This window comes from Aestuariibaculum sediminum, from assembly GCF_014596945.1.
GTDB lineage: Bacteria > Bacteroidota > Bacteroidia > Flavobacteriales > Flavobacteriaceae > Aestuariibaculum > Aestuariibaculum sediminum.
In genome coordinates, this window is the sequence record NZ_JACVXB010000005.1 from 37011 (window position 1) to 62334 (window position 25324).

The 25324-nt window shown below is 34.6% G+C and carries 24 protein-coding genes; 14 read left to right on the plus strand and 10 right to left on the minus strand.

The annotated features are described in order from the left end of the window. Positions 1-18: 18 nt before the first annotated feature. The 8 genes from ICJ83_RS11965 to def all read left to right on the plus strand — a co-directional run bounded on the left by ICJ83_RS11965 (position 19) and on the right by def (position 8529). Positions 19-474 (plus strand): GAF domain-containing protein, encoded by a 456-nt coding sequence (locus tag ICJ83_RS11965; RefSeq protein ID WP_188230641.1) that lies wholly within the window; start codon positions 19-21, stop codon positions 472-474. 136 nt (positions 475-610) lie between these two features. Further along, the gene (purH, locus tag ICJ83_RS11970) at positions 611-2143 is read left to right on the plus strand and encodes a bifunctional phosphoribosylaminoimidazolecarboxamide formyltransferase/IMP cyclohydrolase (protein ID WP_188230642.1); all 1533 of its coding nucleotides are present in this window, start codon (positions 611-613) and stop codon (positions 2141-2143) included. 164 nt (positions 2144-2307) lie between these two features. Continuing rightward, positions 2308-3336 (plus strand): rod shape-determining protein, encoded by a 1029-nt coding sequence (locus ICJ83_RS11975; RefSeq protein ID WP_188230643.1) that lies wholly within the window; start codon positions 2308-2310, stop codon positions 3334-3336. 11 nt (positions 3337-3347) lie between these two features. After that, positions 3348-4172 (plus strand): rod shape-determining protein MreC, encoded by an 825-nt coding sequence (mreC, locus tag ICJ83_RS11980; protein WP_188230644.1) that lies wholly within the window; start codon positions 3348-3350, stop codon positions 4170-4172. Continuing rightward, positions 4165-4668, plus strand: coding sequence for a rod shape-determining protein MreD (locus tag ICJ83_RS11985; protein WP_188230645.1), 504 nt, complete (start codon positions 4165-4167; stop codon positions 4666-4668). The genes mreC and ICJ83_RS11985 overlap by 8 nt, the downstream gene beginning before the upstream one ends. Continuing rightward, positions 4669-6633: a penicillin-binding protein 2 gene (gene mrdA / locus ICJ83_RS11990; RefSeq protein WP_188230646.1), complete on the plus strand. Its 1965-nt coding sequence runs from the start codon at positions 4669-4671 to the stop codon at positions 6631-6633. Then, on the plus strand, positions 6605-7882 hold the full coding sequence (rodA, locus tag ICJ83_RS11995) for a rod shape-determining protein RodA (RefSeq protein ID WP_188230647.1): 1278 nt from the start codon (positions 6605-6607) through the stop codon (positions 7880-7882). The genes mrdA and rodA overlap by 29 nt, the downstream gene beginning before the upstream one ends. 20 nt (positions 7883-7902) lie before the next feature. Next, positions 7903-8529, plus strand: coding sequence for a peptide deformylase (def, locus tag ICJ83_RS12000; RefSeq protein WP_223154764.1), 627 nt, complete (start codon positions 7903-7905; stop codon positions 8527-8529). Between the two features lie 4 nt (positions 8530-8533). Here the strand turns inward: def and gldC are convergent, their stop codons facing one another. After that, positions 8534-8869 carry a gliding motility protein GldC gene (gldC, locus tag ICJ83_RS12005; protein WP_188230648.1) on the minus strand — a complete coding sequence of 112 codons (336 nt, stop codon included), beginning with the start codon at positions 8867-8869 and terminating at the stop codon, positions 8534-8536. Further along, positions 8870-9832 carry a gliding motility lipoprotein GldB gene (gene gldB, locus ICJ83_RS12010; protein WP_188230649.1) on the minus strand — a complete coding sequence of 321 codons (963 nt, stop codon included), beginning with the start codon at positions 9830-9832 and terminating at the stop codon, positions 8870-8872. It abuts the gene before it with no gap. A 170-nt stretch (positions 9833-10002) separates the two neighbouring features. Here gldB and nadE point away from each other — a divergent pair, with 170 nt between their 5' ends. Both nadE and ICJ83_RS12020 read left to right on the plus strand, forming a co-directional pair. Beyond that, positions 10003-10791 (plus strand): NAD(+) synthase, encoded by a 789-nt coding sequence (gene nadE / locus ICJ83_RS12015; protein WP_188230650.1) that lies wholly within the window; start codon positions 10003-10005, stop codon positions 10789-10791. Between the two features lie 99 nt (positions 10792-10890). Further along, positions 10891-11520: a response regulator gene (locus tag ICJ83_RS12020; protein WP_188230651.1), complete on the plus strand. Its 630-nt coding sequence runs from the start codon at positions 10891-10893 to the stop codon at positions 11518-11520. On the opposite strand, the gene dnaG is transcribed toward ICJ83_RS12020, so the two are convergent. Next, positions 11515-13482: a DNA primase gene (gene dnaG / locus ICJ83_RS12025; protein WP_188230652.1), complete on the minus strand. Its 1968-nt coding sequence runs from the start codon at positions 13480-13482 to the stop codon at positions 11515-11517. The genes ICJ83_RS12020 and dnaG overlap by 6 nt on opposite strands. Positions 13483-13653: 171 nt before the next feature. On the opposite strand from dnaG, the gene ICJ83_RS12030 reads away from it, so the two are divergent. Next, a complete protein-coding gene (locus ICJ83_RS12030) occupies positions 13654-14277 on the plus strand; it encodes a DUF4386 domain-containing protein (protein WP_223154765.1) in 624 nt (207 codons plus the stop codon). A gap of 32 nt (positions 14278-14309) precedes the next feature. On the opposite strand, the gene ICJ83_RS12035 is transcribed toward ICJ83_RS12030, so the two are convergent. The 3 genes from ICJ83_RS12035 to ICJ83_RS12045 form a co-directional block, all read right to left on the minus strand. Next, positions 14310-15371, minus strand: coding sequence for a hypothetical protein (locus tag ICJ83_RS12035; protein ID WP_188230653.1), 1062 nt, complete (start codon positions 15369-15371; stop codon positions 14310-14312). A 62-nt stretch (positions 15372-15433) separates the two neighbouring features. Then, on the minus strand, positions 15434-16165 hold the full coding sequence (locus tag ICJ83_RS12040; protein WP_188230654.1) for a hypothetical protein: 732 nt from the start codon (positions 16163-16165) through the stop codon (positions 15434-15436). Further along, positions 16152-16730 carry an RNA polymerase sigma factor gene (locus ICJ83_RS12045; RefSeq protein WP_223154766.1) on the minus strand — a complete coding sequence of 193 codons (579 nt, stop codon included), beginning with the start codon at positions 16728-16730 and terminating at the stop codon, positions 16152-16154. Before ICJ83_RS12045 ends, ICJ83_RS12040 begins: the two co-directional genes overlap by 14 nt. 347 nt (positions 16731-17077) lie before the next feature. On the opposite strand from ICJ83_RS12045, the gene ICJ83_RS12050 reads away from it, so the two are divergent. Genes ICJ83_RS12050 through ICJ83_RS12060 form a run of 3 tightly spaced genes read left to right on the plus strand, consistent with a single transcriptional unit; the run spans position 17078 to position 20431 of the window. Further along, positions 17078-18526: a circularly permuted type 2 ATP-grasp protein gene (locus tag ICJ83_RS12050; protein ID WP_188230655.1), complete on the plus strand. Its 1449-nt coding sequence runs from the start codon at positions 17078-17080 to the stop codon at positions 18524-18526. Positions 18527-18537: 11 nt separating this feature from the next. Then, positions 18538-19464 carry an alpha-E domain-containing protein gene (locus ICJ83_RS12055; protein ID WP_188230656.1) on the plus strand — a complete coding sequence of 309 codons (927 nt, stop codon included), beginning with the start codon at positions 18538-18540 and terminating at the stop codon, positions 19462-19464. Positions 19465-19468: 4 nt separating this feature from the next. Then, positions 19469-20431: a transglutaminase family protein gene (locus ICJ83_RS12060; RefSeq protein ID WP_188230657.1), complete on the plus strand. Its 963-nt coding sequence runs from the start codon at positions 19469-19471 to the stop codon at positions 20429-20431. On the opposite strand, the gene ICJ83_RS12065 is transcribed toward ICJ83_RS12060, so the two are convergent. The 4 genes from ICJ83_RS12065 to ICJ83_RS12080 all read right to left on the minus strand — a co-directional run bounded on the left by ICJ83_RS12065 (position 20432) and on the right by ICJ83_RS12080 (position 25299). Next, a complete protein-coding gene (locus ICJ83_RS12065; protein WP_188230658.1) occupies positions 20432-21409 on the minus strand; it encodes a polyprenyl synthetase family protein in 978 nt (325 codons plus the stop codon). A 48-nt stretch (positions 21410-21457) separates the two neighbouring features. After that, complete coding sequence (rlmN, locus tag ICJ83_RS12070; RefSeq protein ID WP_188230659.1) at positions 21458-22498, minus strand: 23S rRNA (adenine(2503)-C(2))-methyltransferase RlmN; 1041 nt, start codon at positions 22496-22498, stop codon at positions 21458-21460. A gap of 390 nt (positions 22499-22888) precedes the next feature. Beyond that, on the minus strand, positions 22889-23938 hold the full coding sequence (queA, locus tag ICJ83_RS12075) for a tRNA preQ1(34) S-adenosylmethionine ribosyltransferase-isomerase QueA (protein ID WP_188230660.1): 1050 nt from the start codon (positions 23936-23938) through the stop codon (positions 22889-22891). Positions 23939-24075: 137 nt separating this feature from the next. Further along, on the minus strand, positions 24076-25299 hold the full coding sequence (locus ICJ83_RS12080; RefSeq protein ID WP_188230661.1) for a 3-phosphoshikimate 1-carboxyvinyltransferase: 1224 nt from the start codon (positions 25297-25299) through the stop codon (positions 24076-24078). Between the last annotated feature and the right edge of the window lie 25 nt (positions 25300-25324).

Sequence of the window (25324 nt, forward strand, 5' to 3'; positions counted from 1 at the left end):
TACGAAAATTTTTTAATTATGATTTTTGAAATCCTAAAAACCAAAATAGAAGCAATTATTGAAAGTACAGAAAAAACTGTAGACGAACGCCTATTAAAGGTTTGTCAATTACTGGAAGAAAACATTAGTTACTACAATTGGGTGGGATTTTATTTTAAAAATGGCGATAAAGAAGAATTAAAATTAGGTCCCTATGTTGGCGCACCAACAGACCATACTATTATTCCATTCGGCAAAGGGATTTGTGGGCAAGTGGCTGTGAGCAACGAAAATTTTGTAGTTCCCGATGTGTCAGCTCAAGACAATTACATTGCCTGTAGTATAACTGTAAAAGCCGAAATTGTAATTCCTATTTTTGTGAACGGACAAAACATTGGCCAGATAGATATCGACTCGAATACCCCGGACCCATTCACAGATAAAGACGAACGTTTTTTAGAGTTTGTTTGTGCAAAAGTAGCCAGCATATTATAGTAGATTTACACCTTACAAATACACCGTAAGACCTTTCCATATTTCAAACAAATAAACGGATTGTTTTTTCAATAATTCTAACCCTGTTATTGTGCAAAAAATAACTACTTTTGCAATTTATAACTAGTTTAGAAAAATGAGCAACGAAAAAACAGTAAAATCAGCATTAATTTCAGTATTTAGTAAAGACGGTTTAGAGCCAATCGTGAAAAAACTAAACGAGCAAGGTGTAACCATCTATTCTACAGGAGGAACTCAATCATTCATTAACGATTTAGGAATCGATGTGGTTCCTGTTGAAGACATTACCTCTTACCCATCTATTCTTGGAGGACGCGTTAAAACCTTACACCCAAAAGTTTTTGGAGGTATTTTAAACAGACAAAATAATGAAAGCGACGTTAAAGAATTAGCGGATTTTGATATCCCACAAATCGATGTCGTAATTGTTGATTTATATCCGTTTGAAAAAACCGTTGCTTCTGGTGCAAGCCAACAAGATATTATTGAAAAAATTGATATTGGAGGGATTTCATTAATTCGTGCTGCCGCAAAAAACTTTGCCGATGTTACTTGTGTAGCATCTGTGAATGACTATGCCGAATTCTTAGAAATCATATCTAAAAATAATGGAAGTATTTCGTTAGAAGACAGAAAACGTTTCGCTACTAAAGCCTTCAATGTATCATCACATTACGATTCTGCTATTTTTAATTACTTCAATCAGAATAATGAAGAGGTTGTTTTAAAAATTAGTGAAACAAATGGTAAAGCATTGCGTTACGGAGAAAACCCACACCAAAAAGGATCGTTCTTTGGAGATTTCGATGCTATGTTCACTAAACTTAATGGTAAAGAATTAAGTTATAATAACCTTTTAGATGTAGATGCTGCTGTAAACTTGATAAACGAGTTTAAAGGTGAAGCACCAACATTTGCTATTTTAAAACATAATAATGCTTGCGGATTTGCTCAAAGCGAAACCATCCATCAAGCCTACGTTGACGCCCTTGCAGGAGATCCTGTTTCGGCCTTTGGAGGTGTTTTAATAAGTAACACAACTATTGACAAAGCGACTGCTGAAGAAATTAACAGTTTATTCTGCGAAGTCGTTATTGCTCCAGCTTTCGAAGACGACGCTGTTGAGATTTTAAAGAGCAAAAAGAACAGAATTATTCTTGTACGTAACGATGTAGAATTACCACAAACCAATGTTAGAAGTTGTTTAAACGGTATTCTTGTTCAAGATAGAAATAATGTAACTGATACAATAAAAGGTTTAACTTATGTTACCAATAACAAACCTTCGCAAAGCGAATTAGAAGATTTAATTTTTGCTTCAAAAATTTGTAAACACACAAAATCCAACACCATAATATTAGTAAAAAACAAGCAATTATGTGCTGGAGGAACCGGACAAACAAGCCGTGTTGATGCCTTAGAACAAGCCATTCACAAAGCCAATTCATTCAACTTTGATTTAAGTGGTGCGGTTATGGCTAGTGATGCGTTTTTCCCTTTCCCAGACTGTGTTGAAATTGCTAATAAAGCAGGCATTAAAGCAGTCATTCAGCCAGGCGGATCGATTAAAGACCAACTTAGCATCGATTATTGTAATGATAATGATGTAGCAATGGTATTTACTGGCACACGTCACTTCAAACATTAATTTAAAATTATACGGGTTTAGGTACGACCAAAATTCAATTACTTACGTATAAACTATAATTGAATTTAAGTATTGAAAATTGATTGTACTTAAACCTTAATATTTATTAACTTTTATTACATTTACGGGATACGTTTTAAACCTCATTAATTATTTAACTGCCCATGGGATTTTTTGACTTCCTAACCGAAGAAATTGCAATAGATTTAGGTACTGCAAACACCCTAATTATTCATAACGACAAAGTTGTTGTTGATGCGCCTTCTATAGTTGCTCGCGACAGAGTTTCTGGTAAAATTATTGCCGTAGGACAAGAAGCCAGTTTAATGCAAGGAAAAACCCATGAAAACATTAAAACCATCCGTCCATTAAAAGACGGCGTTATTGCAGATTTCGATGCCTCGGAACAAATGATAAGTATGTTTATTAAAAACATTCCGGCATTAAAAAAACGATTTTTTACTCCAGCATTACGTATGGTAGTTTGTATTCCTTCAGGAATTACCGAAGTGGAAATGCGTGCTGTAAAAGAGAGTGCCGAACGTGTAAATGGTAAAGAGGTATACTTAATACACGAACCAATGGCCGCTGCTATTGGTATAGGCGTAGACATTATGCAACCCAAAGGAAATATGATTGTGGATATAGGTGGTGGTACTACCGAAATTGCAGTTATTGCCTTAGGAGGCATTGTATGTGACAAATCGGTTAAAATTGCGGGCGATGTTTTTACAAACGACATAGTATATTACATGCGTACGCAACACAATTTATATGTTGGTGAACGTACTGCTGAGAAAATTAAAATTCAAATTGGAGCGGCCACCGAAGATTTGGAATTACCACCTGACGACATGAGCGTTCAAGGGCGTGATTTGTTAACAGGAAAACCAAAACAGGTATCTATTTCACACCGTGAAATTGCAAAAGCATTAGATAAATCCATTTTGCGAATTGAAGATGCCGTTATGGAAACCCTTTCGCAAACACCTCCTGAATTAGCTGCCGATATTTACAACACCGGAATTTACTTAGCCGGAGGTGGTTCTATGTTAAGAGGCTTAGATAAACGTCTGTCGCAAAAAACAGATTTACCAGTTTACATTGCCGAAGACCCATTAAGAGCCGTTGTTCGTGGCACAGGCATTACACTTAAAAATTTACCTAAATACAAAAGCGTATTGATTAAATAGGCCCATAACACATGCAACAGATTATTAATTTCATAATAAGAAACAAAAACTTTTTGTTGTTCTTGTTGCTGTTTGGAATTTCTATTTTTTTTACAATTCAGTCCCATTCCTACCACAAAAGCAAGTTTATCAATTCGGCAAACTTTTTAACCGGTGGCGTTTACAATTCCGTAAGTAATATAAGTGGCTATTTTAATTTAAAATCGCAAAATGAGATCTTAGCTAAAGAAAATAACCGTTTAAAGCAAATGCTTTATAATGCTAATCAAAATTTAGACAGCGTTTTTTTAGATACTTTAGCTAACGAGAAACTATACAAATATACAACGGCAAATATTATTCGAAACAACTATTCTGCCACGGACAATATATTACTTATTAACAAAGGCTCCAAAGACAGCATAAAAGAAGATTTTGGTGTTATTTCTTCAAACGGAATTATAGGAATTGTTAATGAAACCAGCAAAAATTATGCAACAGTAATTTCAGTCTTAAATTCGACCGTTAAAATAAGTGCGCAGCTAAAAAAAACAAACCATTACGGGTCACTTGTATGGAATGGTAAAAACCCTGCTTACACGCAACTTATAGATATCCAAAAAATTGCTCCTGTTGCTAAAGGCGACACAATTATAACATCGGGTATGTCTTCTATATTTCCTAAAGGAATTCCAATAGGTATTGTAGAAGATTTCAAATTGGATAGAGCAGAAAATTTTTATGAGATTAATGTGAAACTTTTTAATGATATGACCAACCTAGAGCATATTTATATCATTGAAAACGCTGACAAAAATGAAATTACAAACCTTTTAAACGGTAACCTTAATGAATAATACCCTTTACAACAATATCACCCGCTTTGTTATATTGGTATTAGTTCAGGTACTTATCTGCAATCATATTAATTTTTTAGGATATATTAACCCCTACCCTTACGTTCTGTTTATTTTACTTTTTCCTGTAAAAAACAACCGAATGACCATCATATTTTTAAGCTTTTTATTAGGCCTAACCATAGATATGTTTCAGGATTCAGGTGGTGTTCACGCGGCTGCTTCAGTATGTATTGCCTATATAAGACCCTTAATTTTAAAATCTACATTTGGTATGATGTACGAACATCAAACCATTAAATTTGACAATGTTGAATACGGGTCGAAGTTCACTTACATTTCTATCATGACATTAATTCATCACTTTATTATGTTCTCGCTAGAAATATTTAATGCTTCAAAAATAATTTTAGTGCTTCAAAAAACGTTATTCTCTAGTATATTTACTATTTTATTGAGTATTCTGGCAACCATTATTTTCAGTAGAAAAAAATAAATGAGACAGTTTTTGCTTTACATCGTTATCGTTTTAGCAGGGTTATTGTTTATTTCTAGGCTCTTTTATCTTCAAATTTACAACCCTAATAGTAATAATTTATTTGAAGACAATGCGATTAGAAAAGTTTACGATTATCCGAAGCGCGGTTTTGTTTTCGACCGTAACGGCCAACTATTGGTATCTAACCAGCCGTCGTACGATGTCATGGTTATTCCCAGAGAAGTAAAGCCTTTAGATACTTTGGAATTTTGTTCTCTTTTAAAAATTGACAAACAAGCATTTAAGGATAAGTTTGAAAAAGCTTATAGCTATTCCCCAAGGCTGCCCTCAGTATTTATCCCGCAACTCTCAAAAGCCGACTATGCCGTTTTACAGGAAAAAATGCGGAAATTCGAGGGGTTTTATATTCAAAAACGGTCATTAAGACATTACCAAACCACGATTGGTGCCAACGTGCTAGGAAGTATTAGCGAAGTAACGCCCGGGGATATTGCGAAAGACCCCTATTACAAGCGTGGCGATTTAAAAGGTAAGGAAGGTGTTGAGGCCTCTTACGAAGATATCCTTCGCGGAGTAAAAGGCATTAAATTTATTCAAAAAGACCGTTTTAACAGAAACATTGGCCCTTATAAAGACGGGATTTATGATACCATTCCAGAACAGGGAAAGGACATCACCATAACCATTGATGCCGATCTACAAGCTTACGGGGAATTGCTCATGGAAAATAAACGTGGTGGCGTGATTGCTTTAGAGCCTTCTTCTGGTGAAATTCTTGCGATGATTGCTGCGCCTACTTTCGACCCCAATTTACTGGTTGGGCGTGAACGGACTAAAAACTATTACAAATTATCTATAGACACCATTGCAAAGCCCCTATTCAACCGAAGTATACAAGGCGTTTACGAACCGGGGTCGCCTTTTAAATTAATGAATGCACTTATTGCGCTTCAAGAAGGCGTTATCACTCCTCAAGAAATTGTAACTTGCTCTGGGGGGTATAGATACGGTGGTCGAATAATGGGCTGTCACTGTGCTTACGGCACAAGAAACAACATGGTTGGTGGTATCATGCATTCGTGTAACGCTTACTTTGCCACAGCCTACCGAAAAATTCTTGATAAAAATGGAAATGCATCTGATGGCATAAACAAATGGAGTGCTCATGCTAAAAGCTTTGGTTTAGGAAACTTCTTAAATAACGATTTACATGTGGGGCAAAAAGGAAGAATTCCTGATAGAGATTATTACAAACACGTTTACCCAAATACCTTTTACTCCACCTATACTATTTCAAACGCTATTGGTCAAGGTGAAGTCGCCACAACACCAATTCAGTTGGCTAACATGGTCGCTGCCATTGCTAATCGAGGTTATTATTATACACCTCATATCATAAAAAAAATTGAAGGACAGGACATTCCTGAAAATTTCACAACACCTAAACACACCACAATAGACAAGGCCAATTTCGAGCCCGTTATTGAAGGTATGTTGCAAGTTTACAAACAAGGGACCGCCTCTGCTTTACAAGTGAAAGATATTGAGATTTGCGGTAAAACAGGTACGGTTGAAAACTTTATAAAAATAGACAGTGTTAGAACCCAGCTTACAGACCACTCTATATTTGTAGCTTTTGCCCCCAAAGACAACCCTAAAATAGCCTTAGCTGTTTTTGTTGAAAATGGCTATTGGGGAAGCCGATTTGCAGGAAGAGTAGCAAGTTTGCTTATAGAAAAACATATAAAAGGCACTATTACCCGTACCGATTTAGAGGACTGGTTACTAAAACATACATTAGAGCCAGAGTATGCTAAACCTTATTCCGGTGAAGCTTTCGGTATAAACCGAAATGCCGTTGTAGAAGAAGTTAGTCCTGAAGAGTACAAAGCACTAAAAAAGCAATTAGCCAAACTTAACAACAAAAATATTAATGCTCCGAAACACGCACAGACATTTTAAATTTGACTGGATAACCATTATTCTTTTTCTGCTTTTGGCAGGTTTTGGTTGGATTAATATTATTTCGGCTTCTCATGTTGGTGAAGAAATAAATTACTTCGATTTTTCTCAATCGTATGGTAAACAACTCATTTTCATATTTTTAACCTTCATACTTATCATTCTATTACTAGCAATAGATGCTAAGTTTTATGAACGATTTTCTAGTGTTATTTATATCATTTCTATGCTTTCCTTGATGGGGTTATTTCTTTTCGGAAAAAATGTGAACGGTGCTACATCATGGTATGGTATTGGTGGCATGACCATACAACCTAGTGAATTCGCTAAAACTGCTACCGCTTTGGCTGTGGCTAAGTTTGTGAGCGATTTAAATACAAACATTAAAAATTTTAAAGACCAAATTCAGGTTTTCATTATTATATTAATACCAGCTGTATTAGTACTTTTGCAAAATGACACTGGGAGTACTATTGTTTATGGCGCATTCTTTTTTGTCTTATACAGAGAGGGGCTTCCAAAATATTATCTAAATATTGGTATATCCCTGATTGTTATTTCTATTTTATCCCTAAAATTTGGAGGTCTCGTCACATCAATTGTAGCAGCATTACTTATTTTGGGATATTATCTGTTGATTAAGCGGAAATCGAATGTTTTCCTATTAATATTAATATTCCTGATTTCAGCTGGCATTTCCTTTGGAATTAAATTCTTTTATAATGCCTTACTCCAGCCTCACCAAAAAGACCGAATTAGTTTATGGTTACGATTAGAGAAAGACCCCGATAAGCTCGAGCAAATGAAAAAAACGTTTGCCTATAACTTAAATGAATCTGAGAAAGCAATAAGTTCAGGAGGGTTTACCGGAAGAGGTTTTATGGAAGGCACGCGAACAACAGGTAAGTTTGTACCTGAACAACACACCGATTATATTTTTAGTACAGTAGGGGAAGAATGGGGGTTCCTGGGAAGTTCTATGGTCATTATTGTATTTGTTTTACTACTCCTTCGTATTCTTCACCTTGCTGAAATTCAAAAATCGCAGTTTAGTCGAATTTATGGTTACAGTGTGGCATCTATTATTTTTGTTCACTTCTTTATAAATATAGGAATGGTAATGGGGTTAATACCTACAATTGGTATACCGTTGCCCTTATTTAGTTACGGTGGCTCAGGACTTTGGGCTTTTACTATTTTAATTTTTATATTTATAAAACTAGATTCTAACAGAATTAACGAATGGTAATAAAACACCCAAGACACTAAATGATGAAAAGAATTGGTTTCATTTTACTATTAGTAATAACTGTTCAATCTTGTTCGAGTTTTAAAAGTATTTTTCATAGCCGATTTTTAAAGGATCAAGAACAATTAATTTTAGCATCACCCGATACAGCGCCAATGCGTGTTTTCAAAATAACCAATTCAAAAGACTCATTGTTACTGCGCACAAAAAGCAAGAATATTAAAGCTTCCCCTAACGATCCTACGTTACAACATTTTATTAAAAGACTTTATGCAACCGTTACAGACAGTATGTCTTTAGGCGTTGGAATTGCAGCACCTCAAGTTGGAATACTTAAAAATATTATTTGGGTGCAACGTTTCGATAAGGAAAATTTTCCCTTTGAAGTATATTTAAACCCAAAAATTAAAATTTACTCTATAAAAAAGCAGGTTTGCAGAGAAGGTTGTTTGTCAATACCCAACCGCAGTGACACTTTAAAAACAAGAGCCTTTAGTATTAAAATTTCTTACGACACTTTGGAAGGCAAGCACTTAACTGAAACAGTTGAAGGATTTACTTCTGTTATTTTTCAGCATGAAATAGACCATTTAAATGGCATCCTGTACCTCGATCATTTATCGGAAGAGGTAGAGGACGCCACCTAGGTTCTTATTTCTTTAACTCTAACTTTTCTGCAAAATAATCACAAAAATCTTTCATTGTTGCGGTCATCTTTTCATCTTGAGTTGCACGGTTAAACGTATCGCTCATAGCCACAAGGGTTTGATGGAAAAACACTTTCATTTCATCAACAGGCATATCTTTTGTCCACAAGTCTATACGAAGCGTTTCCTGAGCTTTTGAGTCCCAAACCGAAAGCAATACCGCCTTGGCTTCCTCATTAGTTATTCCCCCATCCTGAGCCGTCCAGAATAATTTTTCAGGCACTCGGTTTTCATCAAGTTCCACTTGAAGTTCTATTTTTGAAGTATGATTTTTAGACATTTATTTTCTTGGTTTAAACTTTGACTTATTAAATATTTCATCGGTTTGAGTGATAAGCATATCTTTCATTAACACCTCATTATTATCCATATATGCTCTAACAATTTGCAAGCCTATATACTGCCCTAACTGACCTGGCGATTCCGTATCAATTCCTTCTAAATAAAACTTTGAAAATGGAGCAGCTTCTATAAATCGTTCTGACAGTTTTGAATCGGTACTGTAAAGCATTTCATGTTCTACAAAATGACGCCAGATTTCACTTTCATTAACCTGAGCCCATTCTAATTCATCTACGGTATAACCTAGTCGAACAGCTTCACTTACAAATGGCACCATACGCTCTTTAAAATATAACAACTTACCATAATATATCATTTCATCAAGAAAAGTTTTAGTTGCTACAGGATAAATGTAACGCTTGGCATATTCACCTGCTAAATCAACTACCATGCGTTCCTTTCTAAAATCTTCACGAATATAAACGGGAATACTCTGGTAAAAGTCGTGATCTGGTCCCAAATAATTATCCAAAGCAATTAAATCAATCGTATCGGTTACAATAACACGATTACGATAATCTACATCGCTGGTTACAGTGATGACACGGGGGGTTTTAAATTCAGGGAAATAATATTTTAAGTGTTTAAAAAGTAATTCTATATCTTTTTCGATTTCTTCAAAATCACTAAAAGTTTTAGCTACTTCCTTAAACAATTCTACTTGTAAAGTATCGGTAACTTTGTCCAGCCAAAACGAGTCGGTATACTTTTTAGAAAACATGAAAGGGTAATCGTTTTTTAACTTAGGCAAAGTACTCGATGTTACCGCTGCGAAAAGCGTGTCGAAACGTTCTATATTAGTATGGATTTTAATTTTTGCTATATCGTCTTCAAACTTATTGTCATTTTTACAAGATGTAAGCATACTGATAATAACAAAAATTACTAATACTTGTTTCATATTAACATTGAGGTTTTGGTTATTTGAATCTAGTTTGTTTTATTATTTTATTAACTGTAAATTAACTACAAAGGTTTCACAAAACTAAAACGCTATAAATTTTTATAAATTGGTCGATTCGCTTATTTTTGTTTGCAAAGGTACTATTCTTAGAATTAAATTCATTTAATATGCAAACAGAAAAAGTTGTAAATCATATAGTAAGTTGGCTAAAAGATTACGCTACAAAAGCGGGAGTGAAAGGCTTCGTTATTGGCGTATCTGGAGGTATAGATTCAGCAGTAACATCTACACTTTGTGCCAAGACCGGTTTACCTCTTTTATGTTTGGAAATGCCTATTCATCAAGCCGAAAATCAGGTAAGCAGGGCTCTTAATCATATTGATTGGTTAAAGACTAATTTTAAGGAGGTATCAATGACTCAAGTAAATTTAACTCCAGTTTTTGATAGTTTAATTGAATCGCTGCCTTCAGTAGACAATGAAGAAGATCGCTTTATGTCGCTAGCAAATACCAGAGCACGACTACGTATGACAACACTCTATTACTTTGCCGCTTTAAATAAATTACTAGTTGCAGGAACAGGAAATAAGGTAGAAGATTTTGGTGTTGGTTTTTACACCAAATACGGCGACGGTGGTGTAGATTTAAGTCCGATTGCCGATTTATACAAAACTCAGGTTTACGAGATTGCAGAATTCCTGGGAGTAAACCAAGAAATTATTGACGCTGCGCCTACCGACGGACTTTGGGGCGACGACCGTACTGATGAAGATCAAATTGGAGCTTCTTACCCAGAACTGGAATGGGCCATGGAAATGGATAAGCTTGGAAAAACTGCAAACGACTTTTCAGGTAGAGAGCAAATTGTATATAAAATTTATAAGCGCTTAAATATTGCTAATAAACATAAGATGATTCCTATACCTGTTTGTGAAATTCCTAACAATCTACTGTAACTATTGTAAATCACATAAAATTTACCTACTTTTGTAATAAGCTTATTCTCTCAATTATAATAACCACTCTAACTTAAATTATAATAAAGCTTTAAAATTATGGTAAAAGTATTAATAGCAGACAACCACCCTATCACTAGGAAGGGTCTTGAGGTTCTATTTTCTTCTTCTTCCAACATAAAAATTGTTGGTAGTGTAGATAACGGCGAAGCCGTGATGGAATTCATCAAAAACAATCCAGTGGACATCCTTTTAACTGAGGCAGATTTACCTAAATTAAATGGTTTAACCATTTTACGATATCTTAAAAAAGATTATCCAGACGTAAAAACTATCATTTTTAGCGGTGAACCAGAAGAAGTATACGCCATTAACGCCATTAAAGCCGGCGCCAACGGTTACTTACATAAATCTGTTAATGTTATTACAATAAATGAAGCCATCCTGAAAGTATACGAGGGAGGCATTTATTTAAGTAATGAATTAACGCAACAGTTAGCTTTTGGAAGTCGATCAAACAAATCCGGATCTTTCTACAAAAAATTATCTACTCGAGAAGCAGAAGTATTAAAACTTCTAACGATTGGTAGAAAAAACAAAGAAATTTCACAGGAGTTAGACATTAACGAAAAGACCGTTAGTACTTATAAAGCACGTTTAATGCGTAAATTAAAAGTTACTAACTTAGTTGATTTAGTAAATCAAGCTAAACTAAAAGAATCCTTATAACACCCGGTTTAATTTTCGAGAGAGTAACATTTTTAAACCAGAGTAGTCTTTAACTTCTTCAAGAATATTTTTATTCACATTGGCTTTATTTTCCAATGTTTCTTGTTGAAATTGTTTCACCTTTTGGTCTATTAAAAAACAACGGAGATTAAGTATAGTCTCACTAACTAATTGGGCGACGCTGTGTTGTTTTTCCTTTGGAAAAATATCCATGCGTTGCCAATTATCTAGGGAATACCTTTCGTCTTCCATCAAAATATTAGATATTTCGTAACCCATATCTGGGTCAACGGTGTTTATAAAGTTCTTCAGCTCAAAATTTTCACTTTGATTTAAGGTCTCAATTAAAGTATAATAAATAGTCTTAAACTGCGGATTACCAAATTGCATTTCATCATCTTGAAGATCTAAATATATTTTTTCAAATACTTTAGCTTGATGTATTACTGGCTCTAACTCTAAATCGCCTTTATCATTTTCTTTTAAAACGAGGTCTTCAAATTCTTCCGTTTTGTTTCCGTAAAGCAATAAAATTTCAATAATCTTACGCTCCAACAAATACTGTACATCAACCTTTTTCACCTGGGCAGGTTGCTGCTTGTTTTTTATAACATCGAAGGCCTTATAATCACCTTTGCCTCCTTTTTTATCATCTTTTAAATCCTTATTGTTAATTTGCGCCAAGGTCGAAAATAGAACATCTTCACTAATATCCATAATACGGGCACATTCCTGTATGTAAATTTCCTTTTTTATTTGATCAGGAATTTTAGCAATGCTATTAACAATATCTCTTACTGTTTCCGCCTTTTTTATCGGGTCGTTTTTAGATTCTTCGAATAATACAGAGGCTTTAAACTGAATAAAGTCTTTAGAGTTATTCTCTAAATAGTCCTTCAGTTCCTCAAAGGTATTTTGCCGAGCAAAACTATCCGGGTCCTCTCCCTCTGGAAACGTACATACTTTAACATTCATACCTTGTTCCAGAATTAAATCTATACCGCGTAAAGATGCACGCATACCTGCTGCATCCCCATCAAAAAGTACCGTTATATTTTTTGTTAGCCGGTTTATTAGTCTAATTTGTTCTGACGTTAAAGCGGTTCCCGATGAAGACACAACATTGGTAACTCCAGTTTGAACAAATTGGATAACATCGGTATATCCTTCAACCAAATAACAATTATCTTCCTTTGCTATACTTTGTTTTGCGTCGTAAATCCCGTAAAGCACATTACTCTTGTGATAAATATCACTTTCGGGAGAATTTAAGTATTTCGCCGCCTTTTTATCATTAATTAAAATTCGCCCCCCAAATCCTAAAATTCGGCCACTCATACTTTTTATAGGAAACATAACGCGTCCCTTAAATCTATCGAAACGTTTTTCGCCTTTTACAATGGTAAGACCTGTTTTTTCAAGATAATCTATATTGTAACCTTGCTTTAAAGCCTCGTCGGTAAATGCTTGCCACTCATCTAATGAATAGCCTAAATCGAATTTTTTTATAGTTTCTTCGGTAAAGCCCCGTTCTTTAAAATAACTTAGTCCAATAGATTTTCCCTGATCTGTTTTATGGAGAATATTTTTAAAATAAGAACTTGCAAATTCACTTACCAAATACAAGCTTTCTTTTTCGTTAGCTTTTTCCTTTTGCTCGTTGCTCTGTTCGGTTTCTTCAATTTCTAAATTGTACTTTTTTGCTAAATATTTAATAGCTTCGGGATAGGTAAAATGTTCATGTTCCATTAAAAATGACACTACTGTCCCGCCTTTTCCTGTTGAAAAATCTTTCCAGATTTGTTTTACAGGAGACACCATAAAACTTGGTGATCGTTCATCACTAAATGGGCTTAAACCTTTAAAATTACTTCCTGCTTTTTTAAGCTGAACAAAATCGCCAATAACCTCCTCTACTCGGGCGGTTTCGAATACCAAATCTATGGATGCTTGAGAAATCAACTTATTATTATTATTTTAGAAAATGAAAAAACTCAGAAAATGTTAAGCCTGACACTATTATTGCGAACCCCAAAATAACAAAATTTCGAGCAAAATTAAATTAGATTTTTGGTTAATTATAAGTAACAAATTAACGAAAGGTTCGTCTCTAAAATAAACCTAATTGAATAAATGAAACCAATAACATCAAAAAAGCTATCTTTAATAGCAGGCCTAAGCTATTTAATTATATTCTTCTCTGCCATTTTTGCTAACTTTTTTGTTATTGAAGGTATACTAAAAACCTCATTTGAAGTTATTCAGGAGAATCATTTTATGGTTCGATTAGGCATTATTGCTTTTTTAATTACAGCGGTATTCGACATTATTGTTGCCTGGGCTTTATTTGCACTGTTTAAAAGTCATTACTTATCAAGATTAAGTACTTATTTTAGAATAGCGCATGCCGTTATTATGGCAGTCGCTCTTTTCAATTTACCTCAAACTTTAAAATCTTCTAATTTTGAAGATGTGCAACAAGTTGTGAACAACTTTAACAACTTATGGCTTATCGGACTTTTCTTTTTTGGTTTCCATCTCATCTTATTAAGTTGTATTATTAAACAGCCAAAGTTTATTGCCATTTTCTTATTCCTTGCAGGGATTATGTATATCACAGATACTTGTGCTCATTTTCTAATGGAAAATTACCAAAATTACAGCTCGATATTCTTAACTCTTGTTGCCATTCCTAGTATTATTGGCGAAATGTCTTTTACCTTTTGGCTATTACGCCGAGGATTTAACACCAAATAAAAGCAGCGCAAAATACTCACCGCTCTTTCTGTTTAATCGATATCAAACCGAAGTCCTACAGAAATATTATTTTGGTTTACTTGCTGATTCTTAAAAATTGGTGATAAATCGTATTTAACATATAATGCAGTATCACCAAAGCCTACATAGCCACTTAAGCCATACACTAAGTTAGATGTATTAAAACTATTCTTTTGTTTGTCTTTTACCGACCTGCCATCATCAGAGTACTTTAGCTTTTGTTTAGTCCTTAAATTAAAGCCGCCATAACCTCCTAGCCCCATTTTAAACTTATTATTGTTCACATACCTAAGACGATCTTCCCTGTCCAACTTACGCATTGGGCCAAATTCTACATGCACCGGAAACACCAAATTAGTAACTCTAAATTTCGATTTTTTTAACTGTATTGGATATGTCTCTAAACTCGTTACATTGCCATTTTCAACGAAATATTGATTATCAACAGGATTCAATTTATTCCATTGAAATGACAAACCATACTCTAACCTTAAAAACGGTGATTCTTTTAACAGTCTCGTTTGCCATAACCAACCAATTTCCACAAATCCCGATCCTCCAAATTTATATGGCGAATCATCCAACTTTTCGCCTTCTATAATGGCATTATTAAATCCAATAGCAAACAACAATTGGTTACCTGTTTTTATATCGTACTTAACAGGAGTCTTTTGGGTTTTTACGTTAAACGTTCTGTTAGAAATATTTAGCCCAATTAAATTTTGCTTCTCCTCTTGTATTTCCAATTCATAATCATTTCTATTAATTAAAGCTATTCGGTTGTCTATAATTGCAATGCGATTTTCGATATTTAGAGCCGCCTTTTCAGCCGCTTCTTTCTTCAATTTATCGGATTCTTCATTTGTAATTTCGGCATTTTGAAAGCGATTATTGATGGCTATAACCGCTTCTTTTAACTTATCTTTTTCATCGGCTTTAACCTGAGATTTCAAGTTTTCCAGCCTTTCTATAACTTTCTGTTTTTCTATATTGGGAATCGTGTCTTGAGCCTGTATAAATTGCCCACATAAACTCAGTGCCAAAAGCACCAATAGTTTTAAAATTAATTGCATAACTGTTCGTTTTTTAAACTGTAAATTTTACAGTATTAAATTATTATTGATTTGATTGATGATTAATTGTTGCGCTGAACAACAGCGGTTTTTACAGTTCCGAAACTCGATTTTATAGCCTCGAATACCTTATTTCTAAACGATTGATCCAACTCGGTTTCCACCTCCATTAATAACACGTCGGCAGAAGCCATACCAGAAGATTGTTGCATTATTTTTTGGGCATGGATACTGCGTTGCGCTTCAAGTAAAAGCATTTCTATTTCCTCATCGGTTACCTCTTTATTTAGTTTTTTTAATTCGTTTATTTGAGCCACCACTTCCTTGACCTTTTGATCTTCTATACTTACGGTTTTTTCTAGTTGATTTAATTCTACTTTAATTGCTTCTGGTTTTACTTCTGAATCTATCTTATTTACCACTTTGTCTGCATTTTTTGGTAAAGTGATTTTTTGACTTGTTGATTTTGGAGTCTGCTCAATTATTGTTTCTACAACAACCTTAATGTCTTCCTGCTTTGTAATACCTTGGATATGCTCATTATTTGATTCGACATCGGTAGGTACATTAACAATTATTGGAACTTCCTTGTTTTTGCTTACATTAAAATACACCACAAACAAGGCAGCTATAACAGCAGCAGCAACTAGCATTCTTTTTAAATTTGTTTTCTTGTTTTTAGCTTCAATTGCTTTTAAATCATTCGATAGTTTATCCCACGAATGCTCTGATGGCTTCAATAATCTTTGCTCAAGCTTTCCTTTTATATCTTTATCAAACTCAGTTTGTCCCATAACTTGTTTTGTTTAAATGTTTAATTCTTTCCTGCAGTAACTTTCTAGCCTTAAATAATTGTGACTTTGAAGTACTTACAGATATTTTAAGTAAGGTTGCAATTTCCTGATGTTTATACCCTTCAATGGCATACATAATAAACACCATTTTATACCCCTCTGGCAATTCGTCAATTAATTGCTGTAACTGTTCAACCTCAATACCCACCTCTAAAGTATCATCTGAGATTTCTGTTTTAATTTCGACGTCTTCAATTGCAAATTCTACCAACTTTTGTTTCCTTAAATAATTTATCGATTCTCGAACCATTATTTTTCTTATCCAGCCCTCAAAACTTCCTTCACCTTTAAAGCTTTTTAAATGGGCAAAAACTTTAAAAAACCCACGCAACATAACATCTTCAGCATATTGTAAATCGCTTATATAATATCGACAAACACTTAACATTTTTGGCGCATACTGTGCGTAAAGCAATTGCTGTGCTTCACGGTTATGTTTTATCGCTCGCTGTATTAACGTCGCTTCGTTTTTATGAAGTTGAATAACTTTCAAAAAAGATGTCATTGGTTCTTATATTTTAATAGACGTTAATAAATTAAAAAAGGTTGCCTGAGTAAATATTTTTTTTCGATTATTAAAAAAACAACGTAATAAATCATTTAACCAAAATATAACGTGATGCCATATTTCAATACAAAATTTACATAAGATAAAATTTAAGATGACTTAAATTTTGCATTAAAATACTATTAATAAGTATATAATTAACACATATTAAAATTACGAAGCGTTCTATTATTTACAATTATTTTTAACAAAAACGAATAAACACCTCCAATAAAACACATAACTACTTAGTTTTTTAAATTTTCTTCAATAAATGCTTATATTTAAATACAGACGAATATTTTATGAGCAAGAACAATCTATTTTCCTCTTACGATAAGCTTCCCAATACTTGGGATGAAATGTATAACGACAATGCAGAATTTAGGTCACAATACGACGTATTTATAGAATACCTTAAAAGCACTTCTCCTGAGAATTTATCAAATAAAGAAGAGCTTGCTAAGCAACTTTTTATGAGTCAAGGTGTAACTTTTACTGTTTATAATAACAATGAAGGAATAGAAAAAATATTTCCTTTCGATATTGTTCCCAGAATAATTACTGCGGAAGAATGGGATAAAATTGAGCGTGGTATAAAGCAACGCTTAAAAGCATTAAACCTCTTTATTAAAGATATTTACCACGACCAATTTATAATAAAAGACGGCGTAATTCCTGGTGAATTAATCTACTCATGCCCTTATTTTTTAAGAGAAATGAAAGAAGTAAAAGTACCTCACGATATTTATGTACATATATCGGGGGTCGACCTGATTCGAAATGAAGATGGCGAATTTTATGTTCTTGAAGACAACCTTAGAACGCCATCCGGAGTAAGTTACATGCTGGAAAACAGAGAAATATCTAAACGGTTATTTCCTGGTATTCTTCCAAAAAACGAAGTAAGATCGGTATCAAACTACCCCAATTATTTATACAAAAAATTAAAAGAGCTAACTAATATCATTAATCCTAATGTTGTGCTGCTTACGCCAGGTATTTATAATTCGGCATATTACGAACATACCACCCTTGCTCGATTAATGGGAATTGAACTTGTAGAAGGTAGTGACTTGGTTGTTAAAGATCATTTTGTTTATATGAAAACCACTAACGGACTTAAAAAAGTAGATGTTATTTATAGACGGGTTGATGATGATTATTTAGACCCGCTTGAATTTAAAGCGGAAAGCGTTTTAGGCGTTGCCGGAATTATGGCAGCCTACCGTAAGGGTAATGTTATTATTGTTAATGCCCCAGGAACCGGAATTGCAGACGATAAAGCGATTTACATTTACGTGCCAGACATGATTAAATATTATTTAGATGAAGAACCTATTTTAAAAAATATAAAAACGTATCAGTTAGGTAAACCTGATGAGTTAAAATATGTTACCGAGCATATTAAAGAAATGGTTATTAAAAAAACCGATGGAAGTGGTGGCTACGGTATGTTAATGGGGCATGAAGCGAGCGAAGAAGAAATAAAAGACTATCTGGACAATGTTAACAAAAAACCCGACGGCTTTATTGCTCAGCCTATTTTAAAACTTTCTACAGCACCTTGCTTTATTGATGGAAAATTATCTCCACGCTGTATCGATCTCAGACCTTTTGCTTTAACTGGTACCGATGGTATCGACATCTGTCCGGGCGGCTTAACCCGAGTAGCGCTAAAAAAAGGCTCGTTAGTAGTAAATAGCTCTCAAGGTGGCGGAAGCAAGGACACCTGGGTATTAAAAAACAAATAAACATATAATATATGCTAAGTAGAGTAGCGAATAACCTCATTTGGATGAATAGGTACATGGCACGCGGAAACGGTATTCTCGGTTTGTTAAGAATAAACTTCTATGCCAATCAAGATTCACCGGAATTGTTCTCGTGGACTCCCATTATAAAAAACTTTGCATCCTCAGATGTAGAATTTCAAACCGAAGATGCCCTGGAGTGTATCGACTACATGATTTTTGATGTAAGCAACGATAATTCAATCGTAAATATTATTACACGAGCCAGAGAAAATGCCAGAAGCGTACAGGAACACATTTCGCGTGAAAGCTGGCTAAGTATCAACAATTATTACTTATATCTAACCAATAACGATTTAAGAAAAAAATTAAAAGAACAAGACCCCGTTCGATTATTGGAAGAATTATTAAATCATCATTTAATCTATTACGGCACACACGATATTACGCAAGAGCGAGGACCAGCGTACTATTTCATGAATGTAGGCAGGTATCTGGAACGTGTTATTCTAATTTCAGATTTTACCACCTTAAAACTAAAGGAAATTAGCGAAGCTACCGATGCTCTGGAAAAAGGATTATATTGGCGAAATTTACTTCTGGTTATTGGAGGTTATCAACAGTATTTGAAAACCTATAAATCTACTTTTAATGAAGACCATATTGTGGATCTTATTTTTAAAGACAAATATTTTCCGCGATCTGTTTACTATTGTATTCATAAATTAAACGCACATATTACAGCGCTAATTGAAAACGGCGAACTTGAAAAAAACAACTTGCAATTTCTATTAGGAAAACTGGAAAGCACTATTAAATACACCACAATAGAAAACATAAAAACTTTAGGGTTAAATAATTTTATTGAAGGAATCAAACAAGATATCCGTGATATCTCTGCCAATATCAATTCTGTGTACTACAATCAAACTAATTAACATCATGGAAACCTATTACATAAAGCATATTACTAAATACGTATACGACCATCCGGTATTAGACGCAGCTAATCAAATAAGGCTTCATCCTATTAATGATGAATTTCAACAAGTGATATCGCATTATCTAATAATTACCAATAATGCCCATGTGCAAACCCATACCGATTATAACAAAAATGTTGTGGGGTCATTTATGATTACCGATGCCATTACAGAGCTCTACATAGAATCTAACATAGAAGTGAATACTTTTAAAAAAGAACTACCACAGGACACAATACCTCCAAATAATCAATGGAAAGAACTAGAAAACTTAAAATACACAGAACCGTATGTTAATTTTTTAATCCATCGGCCATTTACCGGAACCAACGATTTGTCGGCAGTAATCGCAAATAAAAATATTAAACAAAAATCAGTGTTTCAAGCATTGCTTGAGCTTTGCGATTACGTTTTTAATGTAATAAAATACACCAAAGGCGTAACCAATGTCAACTCATCTATTGATGAGGTTTGGAGTTTAAAAGCTGGGGTTTGTCAGGACTTTACAAATATCATGTTGCAAATGGTCAGGATGTGTGGTATTCCTGCCAGATACGTGAGTGGCTACATTTGTCCAAACGATGATATTACCAGAGGTGAAGGCGCTACACACGCCTGGATTGAAGCTTATATTCCCTTTTATGGCTGGTTAGGTTTCGACCCAACTAACAATATTATCGGAAACGAAAATCATGTCAGACTTGCCGTAGGAAGAGATTACAATGATTGTGCTCCTGTGAAAGGTGTATTTAAGGGTAACGCAACCGCCGATTTATTCGTAAAAGTTCATGTTAGTAAAGCAAAACAAAATGAAGAAACGCTTGAACTGCCAGAAACACCAATGTCTAGTACTAAAAACAACAGCTACAAGCGTCATTTAGAGCGCATTCAGCAACAGCAGCAACAGCAACAACAGGCTTAACTATTTTTTTCTTTCAATAACGTAATTCACCATAAGTTCTAAAGATGTTTTATAATTAGAATCAGGATAGTTGTTCAAAATATCTAAAGCTTCATTCTGGAATGTTGTCATCTTACTAATAGCATAATCCAATCCACCGTGGGCTTTTACATAGGCAATTACCTCTTTAACGCGTTTTTTATCCTTATTATGATTTTTAATAGAATTAATTAGCCATTTTCTATCCTTTTTATCAGCATTATTCAAAACATGAATTAAAGGCAATGTCATTTTTTGTTCCTTTATATCAATACCTGTAGGCTTACCTATTTGATCATCACTATAATCGAATAAATCATCTTTAATTTGAAAAGCCATCCCAATAAGTTCACCAAATTTTCGCATCTTCTCTACATGCTCAGATTCTGGCTTTACTGATGCTGCTCCAAGACTACAACAGGCAGCGATTAACGTCGCTGTTTTCTGGCGGATTATTTCATAATAAACATCTTCGGTAATATCGAGTTTTCGTGCCTTTTCTATTTGAAGTAATTCGCCTTCACTCATTTCGCGAACAGCTACAGAAATAATTTTAAGTAAATCGAAATCATTATTATCAATACTTAAAAGTAATCCTTTAGACAAAAGGTAATCGCCTATTAAAACGGCAATTTTATTTTTCCAAAGCGCATTAACCGAAAAGAATCCGCGACGACGATTACTATCATCTACCACATCGTCGTGAACCAATGTTGCCGTATGAATTAATTCGATAACCGATGCCCCTCGATAAGTACGCTCTTTAACTTCGCCATTTGACACCATTTTGGCTACCAAAAAAACGAACATGGGACGCATTTGCTTCCCTTTTCGGTTTACAATATAGGTTGTTATGCGATTTAATAAGGCCACCTTACTAGACATTGAAAGCAGAAACTTTTGCTCGAAAAGATCCATCTCAAAGGCTATAGGTTGTTTTATTTGCTCTACTATTTTCAAAAGGCTAAAAACTAAAGAGGTTCAAATATAGGTTTTATAGTTTATTTTCTAACTTTTATTTGCTAATTGTCCACATGCAGCATCAATATCTTTCCCTCTACTTCTACGAACATTTACAACAATACCATTTTTTTCTAATGAAGAAATATAATTTTCTAAGGCTTGGTTTGAAGCTTGCTGAAATTCGCCGTCATCAATGGGGTTATATTCAATTATGTTGACTTTGCACGGTACATACTTGCAAAATTTCACAAAAGCATCGATATCATTTTGGGTATCGTTAATACCATCCCAAACGACATACTCGTAAGTTATTCTACGTTTGGTTTTCGCATACCAATATTCTAATGCTTCGCGTAAATCTTTAAGAGGAAAGGTTTCATTAAACGGCATAATTTTGGTTCGAACCACATCGACTGCCGAATGCAACGAAACTGCCAAATTGAATCTAACTTCATCATCGGCCATTTTCTTAATCATTTTTGGCACGCCCGAAGTTGATAATGTTATGCGTTTTGGTGACATGCCAAGACCTTCGTCGCTTGTAATTTTATCGATGGCTTTTATCACATTATTGTAGTTCATAAGTGGCTCGCCCATACCCATAAATACAATATTACTTAATGGACGATCGTGATATAGTCTACTTTCGTTATCGATAGCGACCACCTGATCGTAAATTTCGTCTGGATTTAAATTTCGCATGCGTTTTAAACGCGAAGTGGCACAAAACCGACAATCTAAACTGCAACCTACCTGACTGGACACACAAGCTGTCGTTCTGGTAGGTGTTGGAATTAATACCGACTCTACCACCAAGCCATCGTGCAAACGCACCGCATTTTTAACAGTACCGTCGCTACTGCGCTGCATCGTATCGACCTTTATGTTATTTATAACAAAATTATCTTCCAATTTCTGGCGCGTCTCTTTAGAGATATTGGTCATATCGTCGAAAGAATAAGCTGCCTTTTGCCATAGCCATTCGTAAACCTGATTACCACGAAACGCCTTTTCGCCTTGGTTGACGAAAAAAGTTCGTAATTGCTCTTTGGTTAGTGCGCGGATGTCTTTTTTTGTTGTTGCCATAGATGGTGCAAAAATAGGAATTTTGATGTTAGGTATTGCTATTTTTGGTGTGATGTTGTTATAGATTCGTGAATCAGGAAGACCCAAGACGGAAGACCGAAGACCGAAGACAGAAGACAGAAGACGGAAGACCGAAGACCGAAGACCGAAGACCGAAGACCGAAGACCGAAGACCGAAGACCGAAGACCGAAGACCGAAGACGGAAGTTAAAATCCAAATTACAAGAATTCGCTAAATGCTATTCTGAACTCTGAATTTACGTTAAGGAGTGCAGCATTTATTTGAGATCTTTTTGTGCCTGTGCAACAAAAAAGCGGGTGTGGAAAATACGACTCAAAAGGTAACGCCCAAAAACTAAAAAGCCCCGCTATTTAGCGAGGCTTGAATTTTTATATAATTAACATGGCGTCGCCATAACTATAAAATTTATAGCCTTCTTTTACGGCTTCGTCATATGCTTTTTTCATAAAATCGTGACCAGCAAATGCTGAAATCATCATTAATAAAGTCGATTTTGGTGTATGGAAGTTGGTAATCATACAATTCGCAATACTAAAATCGTAAGGAGGGAAAATAAATTTATTAGTCCAACCTTCGAATTCGTTAAGCTCTCCGTTTGAAGATACCGAACTTTCAATGGCGCGCATTACTGTAGTACCTACAGCACACACACGCTTTTTGTTACGAATTCCGGTATTTACGGTTTCAACAGCTTTTTCGTCGATTTTAAGCTCTTCACTATCCATTTTGTGTTTCGACAAATCCTCAACCTCAACCGGATTAAAAGTCCCTAAACCAACGTGTAAAGTTACTTCAGCAAAATTTACACCTTTAATTTCCAGGCGTTTTAATAAATGTTTAGAAAAGTGAAGTCCTGCTGTTGGCGCTGCAACTGCACCTTCGTTTTTGGCATAAATGGTTTGATAACGCTCTTCATCTTCAGGCTCTACATCTCTTTTGATATATTTTGGAAGTGGCGTTTCTCCTAATTCATTTAATTTTCTGCGAAATTCTGTATATGAACCGTCATATAAAAATCGTAACGTACGTCCTCTGGACGTTGTATTATCAATAACCTCAGCTACTAAAGTATCGTCGTCACCAAAATATAATTTATTACCAATTCTTATTTTACGAGCTGGATCCACAAGCACATCCCAAAGACGTTGCTCTTCATTTAGTTCTCTTAACAAGAACACTTCAATTCTAGCGCCCGTTTTTTCTTTATTTCCGTAAAGACGCGCTGGAAACACTTTGGTGTTGTTAAGAATTAAAACATCATCTTCATCAAAATAATCAACAATATCCTTAAACATTTTGTGCTCGATAGTTTGATTCTTTCTATCAAGCACCATAAGGCGAGCCTCATCTCTGTTTTCTGCCGGGTATTCTGCTAATAATTCTTCTGGTAGGTTAAAACCAAAGTTTGATAATTTCATCTGTTTAATTTTTTTTGTTTTTCAATGGCAACCAAAATATTCTAACCTAATATTTTAGTTTTTTACATAGTCTTCATAACATGAAGCGTGCAAATATACAATCTGCACATAGGCCTTGTCAAGTAATTGGGTGATTATTATTTAGTTATTTTAAATCCGATGGCCCCTAAATCGTCCCAAAAAGTTGGATATGATTTAGACACAACCATGGCATCTTCAATAATTACAGAGGTTTTAAGCGCTATAGGTGCAAATGCCATAGCCATTCGGTGATCGTTATAAGTAGCAATAGACACATCACTTTTTATAGTTTCTGCTTTGTGTAAATGCAATGATGCATCGGTTATATCTACCTGTCCTCCTAACTTTTCAATTTCGGTTTTCAAAGCAACCAAGCGGTCGGTTTCTTTAATTTTAAGGGTATGAAGCCCTGTTAAATCGCATGGTATTTTTAATGCAAAACAAGTAACAGCTATGGTTTGTGCTATATCTGGCGCATGAGTTAAATCGAAAGAAAACGGCCCTACTTCTTTATTCGTTTTAGTTAAAATAATCGTATTATTTTCAAATTGGGTTTCAACACCAAAATGTTTATAAATTTCAACCAAAACTGAATCCCCCTGTAACGAATCCTTCTTATAAGATGACAAAGTTATTTCGGTTCCAACGCTGCTTAACGCCGCCAAACTAAAATAATAGGATGCCGAAGACCAATCTGATTCTACTACAAGCGTTTTGGGTCTTGGGTTTTGAGTACTTGGATTTACAGTAATGGTGTTTCCGTTAAAACTATTTTCAATACCTATTTCCGATAATAAACTTAACGTCATATTAATGTAAGGCACGGAAGTTATTTTTCCTTCTAGAGTTAATTCCAGACCATTTTCCAATCGGGATGCGATTAATAACAAAGCCGAAATGTACTGACTACTAACATTAGCTTGTAACGAGACTTTGTTTTTTATTAACTTTTTGCCTTTGATTTTTATTGGAGGATAACCGAAATTTTCTTCGTATGTAATATCAGCTCCTAAGTTTTGAAGTGCCTCAACCAATATCTGAATTGGGCGTTCCTTCATACGCTTCGACCCTGTTAGTGTCACTTCTCGACCTTCCTGAATAGCAAAAAACGCTGTTAAAAATCGCATAGCGGTACCCGCATGATGAATGTCGACAATAGCGTCGGTAGAAGCCAAAGCTTTCGTCATTAAATTACTGTCATCGGAATTGGAAATATTCTCCAATTCAAATTGTGGATATAGCGCCTTTAAAAGTAATAAACGGTTTGATTCACTTTTTGAACCTGTTATTTGGACTGAACACTGTTTAGCGATTTCAGATTTTTGAAGTGTGATGTGCATAATAAGTTGGTCTGTAATTAACGAG

Excerpts from the sequence above, each read along its gene's own strand:
- rodA (WP_188230647.1), top strand. The coding sequence starts at position 6,605 with ATGCTCCGAAACACGCACAGACATTTTAAATTTGACTGGATAACCATT.
- ICJ83_RS12080 (WP_188230661.1), bottom strand. The coding sequence starts at position 25,299 with ATGCACATCACACTTCAAAAATCTGAAATCGCTAAACAGTGTTCAGTC.
- ICJ83_RS12035 (WP_188230653.1), bottom strand. The coding sequence starts at position 15,371 with ATGCAATTAATTTTAAAACTATTGGTGCTTTTGGCACTGAGTTTATGT.
- nadE (WP_188230650.1), top strand. The coding sequence starts at position 10,003 with ATGCAAACAGAAAAAGTTGTAAATCATATAGTAAGTTGGCTAAAAGAT.
- ICJ83_RS11985 (WP_188230645.1), top strand. The coding sequence starts at position 4,165 with ATGAATAATACCCTTTACAACAATATCACCCGCTTTGTTATATTGGTA.
- ICJ83_RS12020 (WP_188230651.1), top strand. The coding sequence starts at position 10,891 with ATGGTAAAAGTATTAATAGCAGACAACCACCCTATCACTAGGAAGGGT.
- queA (WP_188230660.1), bottom strand. The coding sequence starts at position 23,938 with ATGAAATTATCAAACTTTGGTTTTAACCTACCAGAAGAATTATTAGCA.
- mrdA (WP_188230646.1), top strand. The coding sequence starts at position 4,669 with ATGAGACAGTTTTTGCTTTACATCGTTATCGTTTTAGCAGGGTTATTG.
- rlmN (WP_188230659.1), bottom strand. The coding sequence starts at position 22,498 with ATGGCAACAACAAAAAAAGACATCCGCGCACTAACCAAAGAGCAATTA.
- ICJ83_RS12030 (WP_223154765.1), top strand. The coding sequence starts at position 13,654 with ATGAAACCAATAACATCAAAAAAGCTATCTTTAATAGCAGGCCTAAGC.
- ICJ83_RS11965 (WP_188230641.1), top strand. The coding sequence starts at position 19 with ATGATTTTTGAAATCCTAAAAACCAAAATAGAAGCAATTATTGAAAGT.
- gldB (WP_188230649.1), bottom strand. The coding sequence starts at position 9,832 with ATGAAACAAGTATTAGTAATTTTTGTTATTATCAGTATGCTTACATCT.
- ICJ83_RS12040 (WP_188230654.1), bottom strand. The coding sequence starts at position 16,165 with ATGGGACAAACTGAGTTTGATAAAGATATAAAAGGAAAGCTTGAGCAA.
- ICJ83_RS12050 (WP_188230655.1), top strand. The coding sequence starts at position 17,078 with ATGAGCAAGAACAATCTATTTTCCTCTTACGATAAGCTTCCCAATACT.
- ICJ83_RS12060 (WP_188230657.1), top strand. The coding sequence starts at position 19,469 with ATGGAAACCTATTACATAAAGCATATTACTAAATACGTATACGACCAT.
- purH (WP_188230642.1), top strand. The coding sequence starts at position 611 with ATGAGCAACGAAAAAACAGTAAAATCAGCATTAATTTCAGTATTTAGT.
- def (WP_223154764.1), top strand. The coding sequence starts at position 7,903 with ATGATGAAAAGAATTGGTTTCATTTTACTATTAGTAATAACTGTTCAA.
- mreC (WP_188230644.1), top strand. The coding sequence starts at position 3,348 with ATGCAACAGATTATTAATTTCATAATAAGAAACAAAAACTTTTTGTTG.
- ICJ83_RS11975 (WP_188230643.1), top strand. The coding sequence starts at position 2,308 with ATGGGATTTTTTGACTTCCTAACCGAAGAAATTGCAATAGATTTAGGT.
- ICJ83_RS12045 (WP_223154766.1), bottom strand. The coding sequence starts at position 16,730 with ATGACATCTTTTTTGAAAGTTATTCAACTTCATAAAAACGAAGCGACG.
- gldC (WP_188230648.1), bottom strand. The coding sequence starts at position 8,869 with ATGTCTAAAAATCATACTTCAAAAATAGAACTTCAAGTGGAACTTGAT.
- ICJ83_RS12055 (WP_188230656.1), top strand. The coding sequence starts at position 18,538 with ATGCTAAGTAGAGTAGCGAATAACCTCATTTGGATGAATAGGTACATG.